The organism is Paraburkholderia sp. LEh10 (assembly GCF_017814945.1).
In the GTDB taxonomy this organism is placed as follows: domain Bacteria; phylum Pseudomonadota; class Gammaproteobacteria; order Burkholderiales; family Burkholderiaceae; genus Paraburkholderia.
On the sequence record NZ_JAGIPX010000071.1, the window covers coordinates 1 to 18,625 of the forward strand.

The window sequence follows — 18,625 nt, forward strand, 5'->3', positions numbered from 1 at the left end:
CTTTCACAAATCGGGCGGGATCCGTGCCTTGTTCGATCATTTTTTAGGCACCAATCTGTCCGCTATATTTCTGACGTGTGAGTAATTTCATCCGCGTGCTGCTTTTCCGCGAGACGGCGCGCCTCAGCTGCCCGAAGCTGGTGATCGCGAAGTCTTGCCTCTGCTAGGTGCAGTTCTTCCTCAAGGTGCTTGACTTCATCCGCTCGTCGCTCTTCCTCGCGTTGCGACGCCTCAGCCGCTCGACGCTCTTTTGCCAATCGCTCAGCCTCTTGTCTCTCATAATCCCGTACGTTCGGAAATGCCGGGAGTTGAGTAAGATCGCCGTCTAATTGGTTCGGTTGATGCAAGGCTGGACGTGGGACATTAGAACCGCCGCCGCGTAACTCCAACATTGTTTGATAGACGTCCGTCGCAACGTCTGCGAACGAGAGCATTGGCTTGTGGCGAAATGCCACCCCTGTTGCAGAAGGTGCAATAGTGCACCCGTAAAAAGCGTTCGCGCAGCGTTTGGCGGACCGATAGAAGTTGAACCTTTCGGGCTAGAGCAAAACAGCAACGTGCCCCGCTTTGGACTTGACGATTCAGCAAGGTTCTGTGCTGCGATTCTTGTCACGGCCTCATCCAACGCACCCATCCCGCAAAGGCCTTTACTGCAGCCTCTGAAAAGCAACAATCAAATATGCAAATCCGCCGCTGTTGCGGTGCCGCAATTTTTAACGCTCGGGCAAGGTTAGGAGTTGAGATGCTGGATTCAGCTTCCATGCCCTGCTCACTTTCACGAACAAGAAGGTGGAGCGTATCTCCGTGATCGCAAGTTCCGTGACCGACGTAGTAGACGAGAACATCTACGATAGGCTTGTCCGTCTCCTTTCTGTCAGAGACGGTTACTTGAACAAAATTCTTGAGTCGTGTTAGTTGTGAACTCGGCGACGAAGTGTCGTCAAATAGGTTCATTAGAAGGTCGGGATGGATCCCCAGTCCTTCTGGTCGCCCGCTAAGCAAGTACCGTTGAAAATATGCAGCGGAACGATGAAATGATCCTGCTCTGGCCAGCCCTGCTTTTGCCCAGTCACTGGCCCCAAGAATCACCGCAACTGTCGTATCTGGTTCGAGAAGGCCTGACATTTTAGAGCCTCGTTACTCCCTCAATGACTTGTTTTGCAGATTCCGGATCAATCCCTTCGATGGTCGCCTTCAGACTGCCTGATGAGGCGTCACGCTCTACGATCAGTTTAGTTCCCCGACGGGACCGCAACCAATCAGCAATTCCTTGAGCTAACGCGAGCGTCGCACCTGATGTGGCCAAAATTGAAATAACGGTGCCTAGATCCATTGTTCCTTCAGTCTTCTTTTCGCGCTCCGCCCTTTCTATGCCGGTGATTTGTCGAAGTTCGTCCGCCAAATTTCGCGCTTGCGCGCTAGCGGTACTTTCTTCGTCGGATTCGAGACACAAGCGATATTCGTCCACGGCTCTACCTCCCATTAAAAATTTAGTACAGTTCCAACGCGTTTCCACACGGCATCAAAAAAATCAATGCTTGCTACCCCTCAAGTCATAACCGATGGTGCTTCGCAGTATGTGCGATAGCGCACAGATGGTGATCGTGCTTTTATAGCTTGGTGAGTTGCGGCCGACGTATCGAAGCGTTGCCCATTCACTGACAGCGGTAAATGACATTCAAGGCTACGACGACCCGAACGGCAGCAAAGCGCCGATGATCTGCCTCACGGGGGCCGGCACTTCAATGTCCGCTTTGGCCGACGACCTGCCTGTCAGCTCACGCCTGATGTAGAACCCTTTGATCTACCCTCTCACTTCCTGGCGGATTACGCGGGCGAGGGTTTCACATAACCATCGCTCAACAGGATCGGCATCCGCATCTTCGTGCGCGACGATGCCGACCGACACCTGCGTTGCTCGCGTGTCGTCGGGCCCATAGAAAGCAACCGTGGCGACCGGGTAGCCACAAAAGCCCTCGCGACTTTTTTCGCGAGCCTGTCGTGGTACCACTGCGCCTTCAATGTCATGTCACCTCCGCGCTCGCCCGCCTGCATAATGTGACGACGTCAGCGACGATCCTGGCCGCCGATTGTCATCCTCACCGGTGCTGCACCTTGCGTGTCCCCATATAGGGGGCCCAACAAGGTACGCGCTTATGCCCTGCAGAGGGCGATGATGCTGATGTCGATGCCAGCCTGTAGCAGGTGTGCGCCGGTCGTATGGCGAATGACATGCGGAGAAATTCGCTTGCCCACCAGACTTGAGCAAGGCGAACTGGCCCGGCTTACGGCTTGCTGCAGGATATAGTCAACACCGTTGCGCGATAGCTGCCGGCCGCGGTGACTTGGGAACGCGATCGACGTGTGGGTACCCTCCATCTCATGAAACCATGCCTTCAGGATTCGGGCAGTGTTTGACCACAAGGGAATGGTTCGCTCCTTTCGCCCTTTGCCCTTCAGGTTAATGACCGTGGTACTGCCGAACTGGACCTGAGCCTGCTGAAGCGCCGTGATCTCGGAAACACGGGCCCCAGTGTTATACAGCGTCAGCAACAATGCATGATCACGGCGTCCGCGCCATTGGGACCGGTCAGGCGCCGCGAGCACCGCATCGATTTCAGCGCGGCTGAGCGACTGCACAAGCCGTCGATCGGTTCGCTTCGTGGGTATCGCGAGAACGCGCGTAGCCAGCCCGGCCAACTCGGGATCGCATAGCGCAGCCCACCGGAAGAAACTGCGGATCGCCGCAAGCCTGGCGTTGCGCGAGCGCGCCGAATTGTATCGCTCAGATTCCAGATGATCGAGAAACGACAGAATGACAGGCGCGTCCAGCGCGGCCACGCGCAATGACGCAGGCTCGGTGTGCGTTCGATCCCTCACAAACTGGAGCAACATGCGGAACGTGTCGCGGTAGCTCGAAACTGTCTTCGGGCTGACGTGTTTATGGGCAAGCAGATGCTCGACGAAGAAGCCCTGCAGTAGCGGGCCGATCATGGTAGTGGCCTTCATTGCGCTTCTCCCAGGTTGGCATATTCCCGAAACGCCGTCGCGGCAGTCACCAGGAGCGCTGGTGTCGCGGTCAGGTACCAATACGTTTCCACGGGACTGACATGTCCCAGATAGACCGACAGATTCGGTATCCATTGCTGGACTGGCGCCCCCTCCAGGCACCATTGGGTCAGTCGCTCGACGGCAAACGTGTGACGGAGGCTGTGGAGCGTTGGCGGTCGTGCGCCGGAAGACGGCAGCATGCCCAGTTGCCGGGCTGTACGTGTAAACCAGGTTGCGAGGAACCCGTAGTTGATCGCCGTTCCGATTTCGGACATGAAGAACAGATCCGACAGCCCCGCATATCCCAGTTGCTGGCGTAGCTGTACGTAGGCTCTCAACTTCTCCACCGCGGTCGCATGCAGCGGCACGATCCTCGACTTTCGAAACTTGGTCTCGAGAACAAGGATCCTCGGCGGATCGGCGTCGAGTAGCACGTCGTTGCTGGTTAATCGAATGGCCTCGCCCGCACGTATGCCTGTGCTGGCCAACAGGCCGATCATCGACACGTAAACGTGTGGCCGCAGCGTGCGACGCGGCCGCATCGCGGCGGCGGCATCAAGAATGCTGACGAGTTCCTGTTGCGTGAAGATGTAGGGCCGACGCCGTTGCGGCCGCGCGATCAACCCAGTCTCGGGAATCTGCGTTTCCGGAACGCTGGCCCGCAGATAGCACAGGAATCTTCTGACCGTGGAAAGGCGGCTTGCCTGCCCTGCAGGAGCCCGGACGGCGGACGGGCCGCATGCCCAGTCGACCGCGAGTTGAGCGTCGATCGGCCACCGCCCATCCGCGGCGATCGCATACTCGACGAAGTTTCGCAACTGCACCTTTCTGGCTGCATCGTTAAACCCAAGAGCTTCCCGCACAGCGAGATAGGCATCAAGGTGGTTGCGCAATTCCGGGTGTCCGTTCATGATCTCGCTCCCGGCCACGGCAGTGCAACCTGCACGAGCGTGGCGACATCAAGCTTCGCGTATATCGCCGTTGTCGCTAACGACGAGTGCCCCAGCACATCGGCGACATCCTTGAAACTCGTCCCGCGGCACACCATCCTGGTTGCTGCCGTATGGCGCAGCGCGTGTGCGGCGGCGGTGATGCCAATCACGCCCGCTCGGGTCATTGCGCGACGGACGGTGCTCGATATCACCGAGGAGTCGCGAATTGCCCAAAGGGCGGAGTGCTGCTAAGAAAGACCGCCCGACAGTGACTAGCCGGACGTTCATGTTGCAGGTATGCACATAGAGCCTCGCCAACGTCTCGGGGCACAGGCAATCGGCGTTCGCGATGGGATTTCCCGGGGCCGATACGTATGTACGCCTGTGCCCAATCGATATCGTCGAGCATCAGGTGCCTGACCTCGCAGGCCCGCAATCCCATTCTCGCCAGAATCAGCACGATGGCATGGTTACGCAACTCGTGTGGGCTGCTATCCAACGCAGCGACAATCACTCGCTCAGTTTCCTCAACCGTGAGATGCACCGGCAGTGATGCATGTTTCCACCGAGGCAGTGAAGGGATCGCGGCGTCCAGCCCAGCGTCGACCACTCCACGGAAAACGAGGTACCTGAGCCATGCACGCATCGCGGTTCCGGGTTTGTTGCGCGAGTGTCCGTGAAGCCGAGCAGCCTCATGGCGAACGAAAGCAGTGAGCCATTCAGCGAACAGCGCCCGGCGCTCCGGCATGCCTGCGGCAGCGTGCTCAGCCAGAAAGCGGCGAACGAAAAAGCAATATTGCCGGCGAGACGCCGGCGCGAGTCCGACGACGTGCGATAGATGATGATCGAAATCATCAACCCATCGACTCAGTTCGGCAGGTAATTCGACGCGCAGAGCCAACCTGGCAGCGCTTCCTGGCCGGGTGTCGGATCTACCACAAGAATTCGTCTTGACCATCAGCTTCTCCCGTCGGCCGGAATGGCCGATCGGAAAAGCTTGCTCGTATTATGCGAAGACGCATCCGGTGTTGTTCGGCGCGAACCGCCATGGGTCGGACGTAGCTGCAGTCGATGGCCGGCGAACTGTGTCTAACCCGGCACTATGCCTAAAACTGCTTATGCGCTGCAGCGCATAAGCGCGTACCTTGCCGCTACCCCAAGTTTGCCGCGCCAAACGATGCAATGCGTGCTTCGCCGGACAAATACTTCATCGAGATTGGATGTGAGAATCGAAGCCGCGCGCTCAAACCGGGCGGCGATCAGGTCGTGGAAGTCTTCGTCGTGAGGCCGCGGCAGCGGCTTGACGGCGAAGTCGTTGAGCAGTGGCGCGCGCACGAACTGCTGGAACTTTCGCTCGTAGAGGCCGTGGCCCGCGCAGCGGGGCGCGAGCAAGGCGGGACTGCATCTGCACTACCAGAACATCCAAGCCATCGGCGGGGAATATGCGGTGCGTCGCAAACAGGCCGGCAAGACGAAATTGCGCAGCCGGGTGTCCGGTCGAGCGCAACGCTCGCTCGGGTGGATCCTTTTAAGGCCAGCGCCATTCGGTATCTCGACTGCCTCACAGCTGGTTAAACGCTCGCATTCGAATTGCAAGGCTGCGCCCTGATTGCAGCTAATTTGACGTACAGCGTACTCCTCGAAATTCCCAGCGTCCGGGCGGCCATCGACATATTTCCGTGTGCATTCGCAATTGCGTCGAGTATTGCCTGTCTCTCCATTTCCTTCAGGCAGCCGAAAGAAGCAGGAATTGGAGTTGGCGTAGATATCCCCTGCGGGTTTTGGACCATTGCGATGGGCGGAGGTAGGAGTGATGCATCAATAACGTTACTTTCGCTCAGCGCGAACATGACCTCGAAGACGTTCTGCAGTTCTCGTATGTTGCCCGGCCAACTATAATTGAGAAACGCGCGTTCCACGGCTGGGTCAAGTAGCTTGGGCTCGCAGCCGTACTTGCGTGCCATCTTGTTGTTGAAATGGTCGACGATTATCTCGATGTCACCGGGCCGCTCGCGCAGTGCAGGCAGTTGCAGGTTGACAACGCAGAGACGGTGATACAGGTCTTGACGGAAGCGTCCTGCAGTGACTTCTTTCTGCAGGTCACGGTTGGTGGCCGCAATCAGGCGTACCGAGACGCACCGCTCACGGGTATCACCCAGGCGGACCACGACGCCATCTTGCAGCACACGCAAGAGGTGGGGCTGCATATCAAGCGGCATCTCACCTATTTCATCAAGAAACAGCGTGCCACCGTCGGCTTGCTCGAACTTGCCTGCCATTCCACCACGGCGAGCGCCGGTAAAAGCACCTTCGGCATAGCCGAAAAGCTCGCTCGCCAGCAATTCTCGCGTCAAGGCACCGCAATTGACAGCAATGAACGGCCCAGCGGGGCGACGCCCCGCCCGATGCAGCGCGCGAGCGAAGAGCTCCTTCCCCGCGCCGGTTTCGCCGAGGAGCAGGACCGGGAGGTCCAGAGTGGCAACGCGGCGCGCACGTGCCTTGGTCGCGACCAGTATCTCGCTTTCCCCAATGATGTCGCCAAAAGCGTCGTCGCTTGCCGGCGTCGTCATCGCTTTAGGTATCGATATGGCAGAACGTCTGTTTCCAGCCGCAAGCGGAATCACAATCATCGTACCCAGGGTCCCTTCATGATCCTTCACCGGATGCAACCAATCAGGGCGAAGCCATGCAGGACGTTGGCAGCAACGATCCACCTCTGACAGGGCAAGGTCAAGTCCTGGCACCTGGTTGCCAACCTGAAGCAGCAATTGCAGGTCGTGGGTATCTCGCGCTGCCTGCGCATTTCCGTTAGTCCGAACGATGCGCCCCCGGCTGTCGACGAGAACAACGTAATCGCTGGCGTAACGTACGAAACTGTCGATCGCTCTGGTCAGAAGGCGCTCGTGGCGAGCAACGTCCAGGCGACCAAGCTCGCACTCGATATGCTTGGCGGCGGCCACCACCAGGCCCAGTGTGTGGCCATGAAGCGTTTCTTTGACGCCGGAGACATCCACTACTCCCAGCAGGGAGCGATCAAAGGGGTCGAGAATAGGGGCAGCGGCGCACGTCCAGCGCTTGACGTCCAGGCAGAAATGCTCATTGGCATGGATCTGAACCGCAGATCCAGTGACGATCGCCGTCCCGATGGCATTGGTGCCGATAACTTCCTCATTCCAGCAGCCGCCGGTGGCCAGATTGATTTCCTCGCCAACGCTGCGGACTCGGGTCTCACCATTGAGTTGGAGAACGGTGCCGCCCCGGTCGCAGAGCATGATCAGGGTGCCACACTCCCGCAGGATATCACGCAGGTATTCAAGTGCCGGACGTGCGGCATCACAGAGATCGCCGTTTAGCCGCTGCAATTGACGGACACGTTCGGCAGCGGCCCCGGGTGCGGAGTGCTTGGTCGGATCAACAGCCTCAGAACGGCATCGTTGCCAGGACGCGAGGACAACGTTGCGCACACCTTCCCTGTCCAGGGGCTTGTCCTGCAGAAAGCGCTCCCAGGCAGACGCCACGACCGATTCGTCGCTGATGCGGGGGATTAGAACACCGCAATGTGAAAACGGCATGTGACCATCGCGCTCATTGGATCGTCTGACTGTAGTCCGGCGGTACGAGCAAGTCAACAAACCTCTTTCGCTGCTACAGCTTGTGCTTTGCAGCAAGTGAACCGGACAGTGTCCGAAATCCGGATGCTGCCGCCATGCTGTCCGAATTCTGGACAGCGAGGGACGGAGAGGAAAGAGCCCCTCCTTCGAACTCACGGCCATGTCCCACGCTGAAAGCGCCGCACAATCCAGTGTCGCCACTCAACGGGCATGAGCGCGCATGGCGGACGCAAGGGAAAATGATGCACCGCAACCTCCATCGCCGCAGAAATCGACCCTGAGCACGATCGTCCGCACACGCCTCTGCTTTTGGCGCGCCGCTGCACTATGGCACGACTTGTGCAGTCAATGGACGCAAGAGGCAGCGACATGTGGTGACAGTCATGAAAGATTTATCGAGGACAGGGCATGTGGTTATCGAACCGGTTGCCTACGTGAATCTGACAATCGGAAGCCATCTCGTCACCGAACGACTTGGGTACGTGCATCATGGCCTCTATGTAGGGGCCGGTAAGGTTGTGCATTACGCAGGACTGTCCCGGTCACTGCATCGCGGGCCGGTGCAGGAAGTCACGCTCAAAGCATTCGCACACGGGCACCCGATCTGGGTCAGGCAAAGCCTGGGTGCCAGGTTCGCTGGTCGGGAAGCAGTCCGGCGAGCCTACTCGCGCCTTGGAGAGGACTGCTACCGACTAATCTCGAACAACTGTGAGCACTTCTGTATGTGGTGTTTGTATGGCGAAAATCGCAGTGAGCAGATTGATCTTTTGACGTCATGGGCAATTGACGCATTGGACGCCGGGGTCAAAGTCATCCGGCAACTCAGCAGTGTCCTGACTTCGAAGGGGACTGCTGGACACGCCAATTTTCCGCTGCAAACCTGAAGGCTATCTGCTATGCCGTCGTTCCGACGATCATGAGAACACGCATCGGGGACCGACGAATACTCGCCATTTCGCTTTCATCGCCATGGCGTCATCGTTGCCAAGACGCACGGTAACCCACCCATTCCCTCGTATATCCTAGGCACCGCCGTGCTTACGGTCATTTTTGAATCGACCGACGACCACATGCTAAAGGCGCAAAAAATGTGGTGACTTGCCGTCGTACGGCAGTGGCAATCTTTTCGCGCAGCGGTAGGTGATATTGAGGGAAGGTCTTCCACCTGCGCCGGTTGACCCAATCCCGGTCGACGACAACACTGACCTTGAACATCTTGTCCGCCATGACGCTTGTTCATGGCTGGTACCGTTTCGCTCGAAGTGCGTCTGACAGCGGTTCCAGCGATTGCTTTGCATCGCAACTCTCCGACGCCATGACACTGCCCGGTCAGCACTAACAGATAGCCTTTAATTCGGCCATTGACGTCCTCCCCGCCCTCAGCCTTCGGCTGCCGCGCATAGCGCGGAAAGGACGGGGATTCCTTCTGCAAGACGGCGACGCCCGCCGCGAGAATTTTTACTGCCGCGTTGATGTCGCGATGATGAATCCGGCTTGAAAACGGCCACCCAAATTAGAAACTTTGTACTCCATATCACGTAGATCGAAAAGATGTCCGATTTCTGGGCGCATCTGTCTAGGTGTCGGGATTCCGGACAGTGACATCGGGTACTCGCTGCTGGTGAGTCATCTCGAAAGACGTCGGCAGCTTGTTGATTTCATTGGCTTGCCGTGCAACCGTGTCGACGTCGGACTGCATTGGCATGTCCCTTGCCATATATCGGCTGTGGGGATTCCCACCGTGACCAGTGCCATGACAGGAGACAAATATGCAGGAGCAATCTACCGTACAGGTGATGGGTATCGATGCCGGCGGCACAATGACCGACACCTTCTTTGTCCGCTCGGACGGCCGTTTCGTGGTCGGCAAAGCGCAGAGCAACCCCGGCGACGAATCCCTCGCCATCTATAACTCGTCGCAGGATGCCCTAGCCCACTGGGGCCGGGGCGTCGACGACGTATACCCGGAACTGGCGACGTGCGTTTATTCCGGCACTGCCATGCTTAACCGCATCCTGATGCGCAAGGGCCTCAATGTGGGCCTGATCTGCAATCGCGGCTTCGAGCAGATCCACTCGATGGGCCGCGCTCTACAGAGCTATCTAGGCTACGCCCTCGAGGACCGCATTCACCTCAACACGCACCGTTATGACGAGCCCCTGGTGCCGGTCTCCCGCACGCGCGGCGTCACCGAGCGAACCGACGTGCAGGGCAAGGTAGTCATCCCGTTGCGTGAGGCAGATGTGCGCCAAGCGACGCACGAACTGGTGGAAGCCGGCTCCCAGGCCATCGTCATCTGTCTGCTGCAATCACATAAGAACGAGACGAGCGAGATGCGCGCGCGCGACATCGTCAAGGAGGAACTGAAGAAACTGGCTGTGGACATTCCCGTTTTTGCGTCGGTCGACTACTACCCGTCGCGCAAGGAAAGCCACCGCATGAACACCACCATCCTCGAGGCCTACGGCGCCGAGCCCTCGCGCCAGACTCTGAAGAAGGTGAGCGATCGTTTCAAGAAGCACGGCGCCAAGTTCGATCTGCGCGTGATGGCCACGCACGGCGGAACCATCAGCTGGAAGGCCAAGGAACTGGCACGCACCATCGTCTCCGGTCCGATTGGGGGCGTCATCGGTTCGAAGCTGCTAGGCGAGGCCCTTGGCGACGAAAACATCGCCTGCTCCGACATTGGCGGCACGAGTTTCGACGTGGCCCTGATCACGAAAGGCAACTTCGCCATCAAATCGGATCCGGACATGGCGCGCCTGGTCCTCTCCCTGCCGCTGGTGGCGATGGATTCCGTCGGCGCTGGTGCTGGCAGCTTCGTGCGCCTCGATCCGTATAGCAAGTCGATCAAGCTTGGCCCGGATAGCGCGGGCTATCGCGTGGGCACGTGCTGGCCAGAGAGTGGGCTCGACACCGTCTCCGTGTCCGACTGCCACGTCGTACTCGGCTACCTGAACCCTCAGAACTTCTTGGGCGGCGCGATCAAGCTCGACGTTGAACGCGCCCGCCAGCACATCAAGGCACAGGTCGCCGATCCTCTCGGTCTGTCTGTCGAAGATGCCGCCGCCGGTGTCATCGAGCTTCTCGACCTGACCCTGTCCGAGTATCTGCGCGCCAATATCAGCGCCAAGGGCTACAACCCGGCCGACTTCACCTGCTTCTCCTACGGCGGCGCCGGCCCGGTACACACCTATGGCTATACCGAGGGCGTTGGCTTCAAGGACGTGGTCGTGCCCGCCTGGGCGGCCGGCTTTTCGGCCTTCGGCTGCGCCTGCGCCGACTTCGAGTACCGCTATGACAAGTCAGTGGACCTCGGCGTCGCCCAGCTCGCCTCGGCCACCGACAAGGAGGCCGCCTGCAAGAATCTACAGGAAGCCTGGTCCGAACTGGCCGTCAAGGTCATCGATGAGTTCGTCCTCAACGGATACAAGGCTGAGGATGTGCTGTTGATACCCGGCTACAAGATGCAGTACATGGGTCAGCTCAACGACCTCGAGATCGTCTCGCCGGTGACTAGCGCCGCCACTGCCTCCGACTGGGACAAGATCGTCGAAGCCTTCGAGAACACCTACGGCCGTGTTTATGCCAGCTCCGCTCGCTCACCGGAACTGGGCTTCTCGATTACCGGCGCGATCCTGCGCGGTACCGTCGTGACCCAGAAGCCGGTGCTGCCAGAAGATCCGGACGCGGGCCCGACGCCGCCGAAGGACGCCTACCTCGGCACCCGTCCCTTCTACCGCCACAAGAAGTGGGTTGACGCCGAACTTTGGAAGATGGAAGCACTCAAGGCCGGCAACCATATCGTGGGACCCGCCATCATCGAATCGGATGCCACCACCTTTGTGGTGCCGGACGGTTTCGAGACGACGGTCGACAAGCACCGCCTGTTCCACCTCAAGGAAGTGAAGTAAGGAGACCCGCCATGAACGTTATGAGCAACAAGGAAATCGGCTGCGCCAACCTGCTGAAGACCGGTGAGACGCTTAAGCAATACCGCGACGGCATCATCGAGCGCACCAAGGCCAGCGGGCACTACAACGGTATCGAGAAACTGGAGTTCCGCGACGCTGACCCAATCGGCTACGAGAAGCTGTTCTCCAAGCTGCGAGGCGGCCTGGTGCACGCACGCGAAACCGCCAAGAAAATCGCCGCGAGCCCCATTGTCGAGCAAGAAGGCGAACTCTGCTTCACGCTGTACAACGCTGCCGGCGACTGCGTCCTTACCTCGACTGGCATCATCATCCACGTCGGCACAATGGGCGCGGCGATCAAATACATGATCGAGAACAACTGGGAAGCCAACCCCGGCATCAACCCTGGCGACATGTTCACGACCAATGACTGCGCTATCGGCAATGTCCACCCCTGCGACATTGCCACCATCGTCCCAATCTTCTGGGAGAACCAGCTGATTGGCTGGGTCGGCGGCGTCACCCACGTCATCGACACGGGCTCGGTGACACCGGGCTCCATGTCGACCGGGCAGACACAGCGCTTCGGCGACGGCTACATGATCACCTGCCGCAAGACCGGGGTGAACGATGTGCCGCTGCGCGACTGGCTGCACGAGTCACAGCGCTCGGTGCGTACCCCCAAGTACTGGATCCTCGACGAAAAGACCCGCATTGCCGGCTGCCACATGATTCGTGAGTTGGTGGAGGAGGTAATCCGCGCCGACGGCATCGACGCTTACCAGAAGTTCGCCTTCGAGGTCATCGAAGAAGGCCGTCGCGGACTGCAGAACCGTATCAAGGCCATGACTCTGCCGGGCAAGTACCGCAAGGTCTCTTTTGTCGACGTACCTTACAAGCATGAGGACGTGCAGGTCTCCAACGCCTTCGCCAAGCTCGACTCCATCATGCATTCGCCAGTGGAGATGACCATCAGGCCGGACGGCAAGTGGCGACTGGACTTCGAGGGCGCGAGCCGTTGGGGCTGGCACACCTTCAATGCTCATCAGGTGGCATTCACTTCAGGCATCTGGGTGATGATGTGCCAGACTTTGGTGCCCACTCAGCGCATCAACGACGGCGCCTACTTCGCCACCGAATTCCGCTTGCCCAAGGGCACTTGGTGTAATCCGGATGACCGCCGCACCGGCCACGCCTACGCCTGGCACTTCCTGGTTTCTGGCTGGGCGGCCCTGTGGCGCGGTCTCTCCCAGTCCTATTTCAGCCGTGGCTATCTGGAAGAGGTCAACGCGGGTAACGCCAACACTTCCAACTGGCTTCAGGGCGGCGGCATCAATCAGGATGGAGAGATCCACGCGGTTAATAGCTTCGAGGCCAGTTCCTGCGGTACTGGCGCCTGCGCCGTGAAAGATGGCCTCAACCACGCCGCCGCCATCTGGAACCCGGAAGGCGACATGGGTGACATCGAAATCTGGGAGATGGCCGAGCCGCTGCTCTACCTGGGCCGCAATGTCAAGGCTAACTCCGGCGGCTACGGCAAATACCGTGGCGGCTGCGGCTTCGAAACGCTCCGCATGGTGTGGAACGCGCAGGACTGGACCATGTTCTTCATGGGCAACGGCTTCATGAATAGCGACTGGGGCATGATGGGCGGCTACCCGTCCGCAACGGGCTATCGCTTCGAAGCCCACAAGACGGGTCTGGACGAGCGAATCGCCATCGGCGACTCCCTGCCGATGGGCGGCGATATCGATCCGGGAAACCCGGACTACGAGCGTCACCTCAATGCTTCCGCTGTGGTCAAGCGCGACAAGCAGTGCATTACCACTGAAGACTGCTACGCCAACCACGACCTCTACCTCAACTATCTGCGTGGTGGCCCTGGCTTCGGCGATCCGATCGATCGTGATCCAAAGGCCATCGAGGCGGATCTCAACCAGAAGTTCCTGTTGCCGGAATACGCACAGAAGGTGTACGGCGCTGTCTTCACCGAGGATGCCAAAGGGGTGTTCACGGTGGATGTGGCCAAGACTGCGGACCGTCGCACCAAGATGCGCGCGGAACGTTTGGCAAGGTCCCTGCCGACCCGTGAATGGATGAAGGAGGAACGCGAACGCATCCTGAACAAACACGCCGCAACCCAGGTGCAGCACATGTTCGCTACGAGCTTCGCGTTGTCCGAGAAGTTCACCCGCGACTTCAAGACATTCTGGAGTCTGCCGGACGACTGGCAGTTGCTCGAGGAGGAACTGGGCGTGCCGTCCTACGGCGCCAAGCACCGCATGGACCTGTCGCTCCTGCCCGACGTCACCACCGTCGTTCAGGTCGAAGAGTAATCACCGAATTCAGGAGTTCAAACATGTCTACCTACACCAATGAACAGGTGGCGCACCTCGTCGAAGGCTCGCTGGACTGGGAAACCACATTCCGCATGCTTTCCATGCCCAAGGACGACAGCCGCTTTGAGCAGTACCTGGCAGCCCTCCAGGCCAAGGTGAGCTTCCCGGACCGCATCATCCTGCCGCTCGGGCCGCACCTGTACATCGTGCAGTCGGCTACGACCAAGAAATGGCTCACCCAGTGCGACTGCGGGCACACCTTCTGCGATTACCGCGAGAACTGGAAAATGCACGCCGCCATCTACGTGCGGGACACTGAGGAGGCCATGACTGAAGTCTATCCGAAGCTGATGGCCCCGGACACCCAATGGCAGGTGTATCGCGAGTACTACTGCCCGCAATGCGGCACGATGCACGACGTCGAGGCACCGACGCCGTGGTATCCGGTGATTCACGACTTTGAACCGGACATCGACGCCTTTTACAAGGAGTGGGTCAACCTGCCGGTGCCCGAGCGCGCCGCCGACTAAAGGTCGAAAAGCCGCGTAACGCAGGGGGCTCGCTCTGGCTGCTCCCCTGGCGCAACGATGCTGGAAGCAGACTTGCGAGTTGCACGCTCGCGTGCAACTCGCCCATCCGCCCACACTGAAACCCTCCCGCCTGAAACGAGGGAAAGCATGAACCACAACCTCGCTTACATGCTGATTAACACGGCACGTGCCTACCGTGATCAGGTTGCTATCTTCCACGGCACAGATGCCTTCTGCACCTTCTTCGAGTTAGCACTGCGCTCTGCACGTTGCGCTCGCGGGCTGCGCGCGCAGCTCGGACTCAATGCCGGCGACCGGGTCGCGCTTGTCATGAAGAATAGCCCGCAGTACATAGAACTGCTGTACGGCATCTGGCACGCGGGCCTGTGCGCCGTGCCAATCAATGCAAAGCTGCATCCGTGCGAGATCGACCACATCGTACATGATTGTCACGCCCAGGTCTGTTTCGTTTCCGGCACGGAGGACGCGCCTGACACCAAAACCATCGCAATCGAGTCCACGGAATACCGGACGCTCTTCGAGGCGCCAGGGATGCCGGTGGCCGACGTCGACGGTGATGCAATCGCCTGGCTCTTTTACACCAGTGGTACCACCGGCAAGCCCAAAGGCGCCATGCTCTCGCACCACAATTTGGCTGCGATGTCGCGAGCCTATTCCAGCGCCGTTACCCCAATTTCGCCTGGAGACAGCTTGATCCACGCAGCGCCAATGTCCCATGGCTCGGGACTCTATATTGTCCCCCATGTTGCCAAAGGTGCGAGCCAAGTAATCCCGCTTTCCGGTGGCTTTGATATCGCTGAGCTGGAGAGCCTTATCGCTACGCATCGGCGCCCGAGCTTTTTTGCCGCGCCCACCATGCTCAACCGGCTGGTCGAACATGTGCGACAGACTCAGGCCGATCTGGCCAATCTCAAGGTCATTGTCTGTGGCGGTGCACCACTCTATCTCGAGGACGAGGTTGCAGCACTAGACTGCCTGGGCCCCAAGATCGGCCAGATTTACGGCCAGGGTGAGAGTCTGAACCGCCCCGGGAATCCCGGAGGCCGTTTGGCTTGAGTCACGCGGCCATGCGTAACCCAGCGAGTTGCTGATAATAGCGGGCTTCTGCCTCGGCAGGTGGAATGTTGCCGATGGGCTCGAGCAGTCGGCGATGATTGAACCAATCAACCCATTCGAGTGTGGCCATCTCGACGGCCTGCAGGTTAGGCCAGGAGCGTCGATGGATGACTTCCGCCTTGTACAGGCCGTTGATGGTTTCAGCCAGTGCGTTGTCATAGGAGTCCCCCACGCTGCCCACCGACGGTTCGATGCCGTGCCCCAGCGGGCCGTGGAGAAACTGGTACTTACATTATTACTGTCGGAATGGTGAATCAACCGATCACCCTCCTGTCCGGGTCGGCGTGCGTAGAGCGCCTGCTCCAGTGCGTCCAGTACGAAGTCCGTGCGAGCCGAGGCCGAAACGCGCCAGCCAACGATGTAGCGGGCGACCACATCGACGACGAACGCGACATAGACGAAACCCTGCCAGGTCGAAACGTAGGTGAAGTCCGAAACCCACAGCGCGTTGGGGCGCTCGGCCTTGAACTGGCGTCGTACGCGATCCAGCGGGCACGGCGCCGAGCCATCACTGATGGTCGTCCTGATCGCCTTGCCACGCCTTACTCCCTGCAGGCCGAGAATCTTCATCAGCCGTTCGATCGTACATCTGGCAACCCGGATGCCCTCACGCTGCAACTGGCGCCATACCTTGCGTGCCCCGTACACGCTGAAGTTCTCTTTCCACACCCGCCGGATCTGCTCGCACAGTGCTGCATCGCGTCTGGCCCGTGCCGGCAGACGGCCCGGATCGGTGCGTCGTGCGGTGTGCGTGTAATACGTCGACGGGGCGATCGGCAGCACCCTGCAGATCGGCTCGACCCCGTAGAGCGGCCGGTGATCGTCAATAAACGTGATCATCATTTCGGTCGGCGGTCGAGCTCCGCCTGCGCAAAATATGCGGACGCCTTGCGCAGAATCTCGTTGACCTGTCGCAGTTCCCTGACCTCCCGCTCCAGTTCCTTGATGCGCTCCTGGTCCGCCGTCGTCGGCCCCGCTCGTAGACCGCGGTTGCGCTCTTCCTGCCGCACCCAGTTCCTCAGCGTCTCACGCGAGCAGCCCACTTTCGATGCGATCGACTCGATCGCTTCCCATTGCGTGTCGTATTCCGACCGGTGCTCAAACACCATCCGTACCGCCCGCTCCCGGACCTCCGGCGAATACTTCGGTGACTTCTTGTTCGTGTTTTCCATAGCTCCATTCTCTCAAGAGTTGGAGCCTCCGGAAAACCCGGGGCGGTTCAGTCCGATGACCATCACCGCGCAGTCACCTGGCCAAATTGAAGCCGCCTATTCCACCGGTGAACTCGAGGTGCTGACGTCAGTCGGGCGTCCCTTACCGGAGGTTGAAATTCGCATTGTCGATGCCGAAGACCATCCGCTGCCGGTGGGTCATGTCGGCGAGGTGCTGGTTCGTGGCCCCACAGTGATGCAAGGTTACTGGAACAACCCATTGGCCACTGCTGTGACGTTGCGTAACGGCTGGCTGCATACAGGCGATGTTGGATTCCAGGACGAGCGTGGCCAGCTCACCCTCAAGGATCGCATCAAGGACGTGATCATCAGTGGTGGCTCCAACGTCTACCCGCGCGAGGTGGAGGACGCGCTGCTTGCCCATCCGGCAGTAAGTGAAGTCTCTGTGCTCGGCCGCAGCCATCCTGACTGGGGAGAAGAAGTGGTGGCTATCGTGGTGCCGACGGCGGGTGCGCAATTGACCAAGCCAGAGCTTGACCAATGGTGTCTGGACCGCATCGCCCGCTTCAAGCGGCCGAAGGCCTACCTGGTCGTCGAAGCATTGCCGAAGAACAGCACCGGCAAGGTGGTCAAGACGGCACTGCGCGATCTATTGATCAGGCTTGGCGAGGAGGCGAATGCCAGAACCTGGCGCTGGAGCCTCGCATAGCGGTGGACCCGCCCTGCCAGGTAAGCCAATCACAGCACAGCGAGCCTTCGCCACCTGATGTGTCAAATCACAAGCCCCCTCCTCCTTCTCGGGAGACCGCGCCAAAGCAGGGGCTGCAATCAGGTCAGCGAATATGGCTGAAGGATGTGTCTATAGTGCTTCGATGGACTCCAGCCCTTCCGAAGCAACTTCCGTTCTCCAGTTGAGAATCAGTTTGCGCGGCGTCAGCCCGGCGGTCTGGCGGCGAGTTTTGGTTGGAACGAGGAACACCTGCACCGGTTCGTCATCCGCGGATGGCGTTACGGCGGACATCGCGACGGTGCGTAGCAGTTCTTCGACGGCCCGGACACCCTGTCCCTGGCGGCGTTTGGCCTGCGCGAACATGAGCCTTTTGCCGACCTGTACGACTTCACCTCGTGGTGGTTGGGGTATTCGTACCTGCCGTGCAAAATCTGGCGGTTGCAGGGCACGGACGCTTGCTCGGCAAGGGTTTGCCTTTTCCTTGATTTCGCGCGAGCCTGAGTTGCGCAAATCGTTGATCTGTCAGTCGTTTTTCGTGAAAACCGCCAGATTTTGCACGCATAGAACGATTACCCCCTTTAGGAAACAGCACGCGGCCTCGCGGAGCCTTGTTTTCCGGCAACTCGGCCCAGTAGTCAGGCACGGCGCCTTCGTGCCGATACGGCAATGCGCCTTTCGCCGCCAGCAGTTCCGTGGCCGGCGATGCACCGCCGGAGATCGCTTCGCACATCTCAAACTCCCAGTCCGAGAGTCCGAGCTTCGGCAGCGAAGGGTCGTATTGCTCTGGTCTCGAAAGACGTGCAACCTAGCGCAGATAGTCGTCTTTCGGATCGGCAATGCCCGCGCGCCGCATCGGCTGGTTGTTGGGCACCCAGTACCAGAAGGCCGCTTTCGCCGCCGTGCCGCCAACACTGCCCGCCTTCTCGAGAATCGCCACGCGATTACCGAGCCAGCGGGAAAAAAGCGCACAGGGCAAGCCGCCGCCTCCACCACCGCACACGACGATGTCGTATTCGGCGTCGAATTTCAGTTGATCTGCGGCCCTGGCGGAAAGCGTCACGGCGCCGAATGCCGTAGCCGCAGTGCCTGCGCCCGCAGCCTTGATGAAATTGCGCCGCGAGGTGGCAGGCGCGCGGATAGCGTCATCCATGTGTTGTCTCCGAAGTGATGGTTTTCGATGGATGGATACGGGCGGACGCTTACCGGTAG

Annotated in this window: 18 protein-coding genes, 1 pseudogene and 1 other annotated feature; of the genes and pseudogenes, 6 read left to right on the forward strand and 13 right to left on the reverse strand. The window is 59.5% G+C overall.

The genetic code is table 11. From position 1 onward, the window contains the following. Positions 1–609 precede the first annotated feature (609 nt). The 8 genes from J8I87_RS36240 to J8I87_RS36275 all read right to left on the reverse strand — a co-directional run bounded on the left by J8I87_RS36240 (position 610) and on the right by J8I87_RS36275 (position 7,555). Complete coding sequence (locus J8I87_RS36240; RefSeq protein ID WP_209937145.1) at positions 610–1,125, reverse strand: hypothetical protein; 516 nt, start codon at positions 1,123–1,125, stop codon at positions 610–612. A 1-nt stretch (position 1,126) separates the two neighbouring features. Further along, a complete protein-coding gene (locus J8I87_RS36245; protein WP_209937146.1) occupies positions 1,127–1,468 on the reverse strand; it encodes an effector-associated constant component EACC1 in 342 nt (113 codons plus the stop codon). A 686-nt stretch (positions 1,469–2,154) separates the two neighbouring features. Then, positions 2,155–3,009, reverse strand: coding sequence for a tyrosine-type recombinase/integrase (locus tag J8I87_RS36250; RefSeq protein WP_209937147.1), 855 nt, complete (start codon positions 3,007–3,009; stop codon positions 2,155–2,157). Continuing rightward, on the reverse strand, positions 3,006–3,962 hold the full coding sequence (locus J8I87_RS36255) for a tyrosine-type recombinase/integrase (RefSeq protein ID WP_209937148.1): 957 nt from the start codon (positions 3,960–3,962) through the stop codon (positions 3,006–3,008). The genes J8I87_RS36250 and J8I87_RS36255 overlap by 4 nt, the downstream gene beginning before the upstream one ends. After that, entirely contained in the window at positions 3,959–4,195 is a 237-nt protein-coding gene (locus J8I87_RS46460) for a tyrosine-type recombinase/integrase (RefSeq protein WP_409518865.1), read from the reverse strand. Before J8I87_RS46460 ends, J8I87_RS36255 begins: the two co-directional genes overlap by 4 nt. Beyond that, the gene (locus J8I87_RS46465; protein WP_409518866.1) at positions 4,192–4,593 is read right to left on the reverse strand and encodes a tyrosine-type recombinase/integrase; all 402 of its coding nucleotides are present in this window, start codon (positions 4,591–4,593) and stop codon (positions 4,192–4,194) included. The genes J8I87_RS46460 and J8I87_RS46465 overlap by 4 nt, the downstream gene beginning before the upstream one ends. Beyond that, complete coding sequence (locus J8I87_RS45185; RefSeq protein ID WP_245254406.1) at positions 4,494–4,838, reverse strand: hypothetical protein; 345 nt, start codon at positions 4,836–4,838, stop codon at positions 4,494–4,496. Before J8I87_RS45185 ends, J8I87_RS46465 begins: the two co-directional genes overlap by 100 nt. 716 nt (positions 4,839–5,554) lie before the next feature. Beyond that, positions 5,555–7,555: a sigma-54-dependent Fis family transcriptional regulator gene (locus J8I87_RS36275; protein ID WP_209937152.1), complete on the reverse strand. Its 2,001-nt coding sequence runs from the start codon at positions 7,553–7,555 to the stop codon at positions 5,555–5,557. A gap of 422 nt (positions 7,556–7,977) precedes the next feature. Between J8I87_RS36275 and J8I87_RS36280 the strand changes: the two genes are divergently transcribed. After that, positions 7,978–8,478, forward strand: coding sequence for a lecithin retinol acyltransferase family protein (locus tag J8I87_RS36280; protein WP_209937153.1), 501 nt, complete (start codon positions 7,978–7,980; stop codon positions 8,476–8,478). A 160-nt stretch (positions 8,479–8,638) separates the two neighbouring features. On the opposite strand, the gene J8I87_RS36285 is transcribed toward J8I87_RS36280, so the two are convergent. Further along, positions 8,639–8,821: a hypothetical protein gene (locus J8I87_RS36285; RefSeq protein WP_209937154.1), complete on the reverse strand. Its 183-nt coding sequence runs from the start codon at positions 8,819–8,821 to the stop codon at positions 8,639–8,641. Positions 8,822–9,363: 542 nt separating this feature from the next. Between J8I87_RS36285 and J8I87_RS36290 the strand changes: the two genes are divergently transcribed. From J8I87_RS36290 to J8I87_RS36305, 4 genes are all read left to right on the forward strand, one after another. Next, positions 9,364–11,508, forward strand: a complete 2,145-nt coding sequence (locus J8I87_RS36290; RefSeq protein ID WP_209937155.1) for a hydantoinase/oxoprolinase family protein — start codon at positions 9,364–9,366, stop codon at positions 11,506–11,508. An 11-nt stretch (positions 11,509–11,519) separates the two neighbouring features. Next, entirely contained in the window at positions 11,520–13,844 is a 2,325-nt protein-coding gene (locus J8I87_RS36295; protein WP_209937156.1) for a hydantoinase B/oxoprolinase family protein, read from the forward strand. A gap of 23 nt (positions 13,845–13,867) precedes the next feature. After that, positions 13,868–14,377, forward strand: a complete 510-nt coding sequence (locus J8I87_RS36300; RefSeq protein ID WP_209937157.1) for an acetone carboxylase subunit gamma — start codon at positions 13,868–13,870, stop codon at positions 14,375–14,377. Between the two features lie 147 nt (positions 14,378–14,524). Further along, complete coding sequence (locus J8I87_RS36305) at positions 14,525–15,454, forward strand: class I adenylate-forming enzyme family protein (RefSeq protein WP_209937158.1); 930 nt, start codon at positions 14,525–14,527, stop codon at positions 15,452–15,454. Between the two features lies 1 nt (position 15,455). Here J8I87_RS36305 and J8I87_RS36310 read toward each other — a convergent pair. Further along, positions 15,456–16,686: pseudogene (locus J8I87_RS36310) on the reverse strand (IS3 family transposase). Continuing rightward, positions 16,280–16,396 (reverse strand) — a sequence feature (AL1L pseudoknot). Its footprint overlaps the pseudogene before it by 117 nt. Positions 16,687–16,741: 55 nt before the next feature. Here J8I87_RS36310 and J8I87_RS36315 point away from each other — a divergent pair. Continuing rightward, positions 16,742–17,395, forward strand: a complete 654-nt coding sequence (locus tag J8I87_RS36315) for a class I adenylate-forming enzyme family protein (RefSeq protein WP_209937160.1) — start codon at positions 16,742–16,744, stop codon at positions 17,393–17,395. A 150-nt stretch (positions 17,396–17,545) separates the two neighbouring features. Here the strand turns inward: J8I87_RS36315 and J8I87_RS36320 are convergent, their stop codons facing one another. From J8I87_RS36320 to J8I87_RS45195, 3 genes are all read right to left on the reverse strand, one after another. Beyond that, positions 17,546–17,779 carry a hypothetical protein gene (locus J8I87_RS36320; protein ID WP_209937161.1) on the reverse strand — a complete coding sequence of 78 codons (234 nt, stop codon included), beginning with the start codon at positions 17,777–17,779 and terminating at the stop codon, positions 17,546–17,548. A gap of 25 nt (positions 17,780–17,804) precedes the next feature. Next, positions 17,805–18,146: a hypothetical protein gene (locus J8I87_RS45190; RefSeq protein WP_245254407.1), complete on the reverse strand. Its 342-nt coding sequence runs from the start codon at positions 18,144–18,146 to the stop codon at positions 17,805–17,807. Between the two features lie 75 nt (positions 18,147–18,221). Continuing rightward, positions 18,222–18,566: an FAD-binding protein gene (locus tag J8I87_RS45195; RefSeq protein WP_245254408.1), complete on the reverse strand. Its 345-nt coding sequence runs from the start codon at positions 18,564–18,566 to the stop codon at positions 18,222–18,224. Between the last annotated feature and the right edge of the window lie 59 nt (positions 18,567–18,625).

What these genes read in the sequence shown, in the direction of transcription:
- J8I87_RS36275 (WP_209937152.1), bottom strand. Translation starts at nt 7,555, where the DNA reads ATGCCGTTTTCACATTGCGGTGTTCTAATCCCCCGCATCAGCGACGAA.
- J8I87_RS36300 (WP_209937157.1), top strand. Translation starts at nt 13,868, where the DNA reads ATGTCTACCTACACCAATGAACAGGTGGCGCACCTCGTCGAAGGCTCG.
- J8I87_RS36315 (WP_209937160.1), top strand. Translation starts at nt 16,742, where the DNA reads ATGACCATCACCGCGCAGTCACCTGGCCAAATTGAAGCCGCCTATTCC.
- J8I87_RS45185 (WP_245254406.1), bottom strand. Translation starts at nt 4,838, where the DNA reads ATGATTTCGATCATCATCTATCGCACGTCGTCGGACTCGCGCCGGCGT.
- J8I87_RS36295 (WP_209937156.1), top strand. Translation starts at nt 11,520, where the DNA reads ATGAACGTTATGAGCAACAAGGAAATCGGCTGCGCCAACCTGCTGAAG.
- J8I87_RS36305 (WP_209937158.1), top strand. Translation starts at nt 14,525, where the DNA reads ATGAACCACAACCTCGCTTACATGCTGATTAACACGGCACGTGCCTAC.
- J8I87_RS36290 (WP_209937155.1), top strand. Translation starts at nt 9,364, where the DNA reads ATGCAGGAGCAATCTACCGTACAGGTGATGGGTATCGATGCCGGCGGC.
- J8I87_RS36320 (WP_209937161.1), bottom strand. Translation starts at nt 17,779, where the DNA reads ATGTTCGCGCAGGCCAAACGCCGCCAGGGACAGGGTGTCCGGGCCGTC.
- J8I87_RS36250 (WP_209937147.1), bottom strand. Translation starts at nt 3,009, where the DNA reads ATGAAGGCCACTACCATGATCGGCCCGCTACTGCAGGGCTTCTTCGTC.
- J8I87_RS45195 (WP_245254408.1), bottom strand. Translation starts at nt 18,566, where the DNA reads ATGGATGACGCTATCCGCGCGCCTGCCACCTCGCGGCGCAATTTCATC.
- J8I87_RS36240 (WP_209937145.1), bottom strand. Translation starts at nt 1,125, where the DNA reads ATGTCAGGCCTTCTCGAACCAGATACGACAGTTGCGGTGATTCTTGGG.
- J8I87_RS45190 (WP_245254407.1), bottom strand. Translation starts at nt 18,146, where the DNA reads ATGTGCGAAGCGATCTCCGGCGGTGCATCGCCGGCCACGGAACTGCTG.
- J8I87_RS36255 (WP_209937148.1), bottom strand. Translation starts at nt 3,962, where the DNA reads ATGAACGGACACCCGGAATTGCGCAACCACCTTGATGCCTATCTCGCT.
- J8I87_RS36280 (WP_209937153.1), top strand. Translation starts at nt 7,978, where the DNA reads ATGAAAGATTTATCGAGGACAGGGCATGTGGTTATCGAACCGGTTGCC.
- J8I87_RS36285 (WP_209937154.1), bottom strand. Translation starts at nt 8,821, where the DNA reads ATGGCGGACAAGATGTTCAAGGTCAGTGTTGTCGTCGACCGGGATTGG.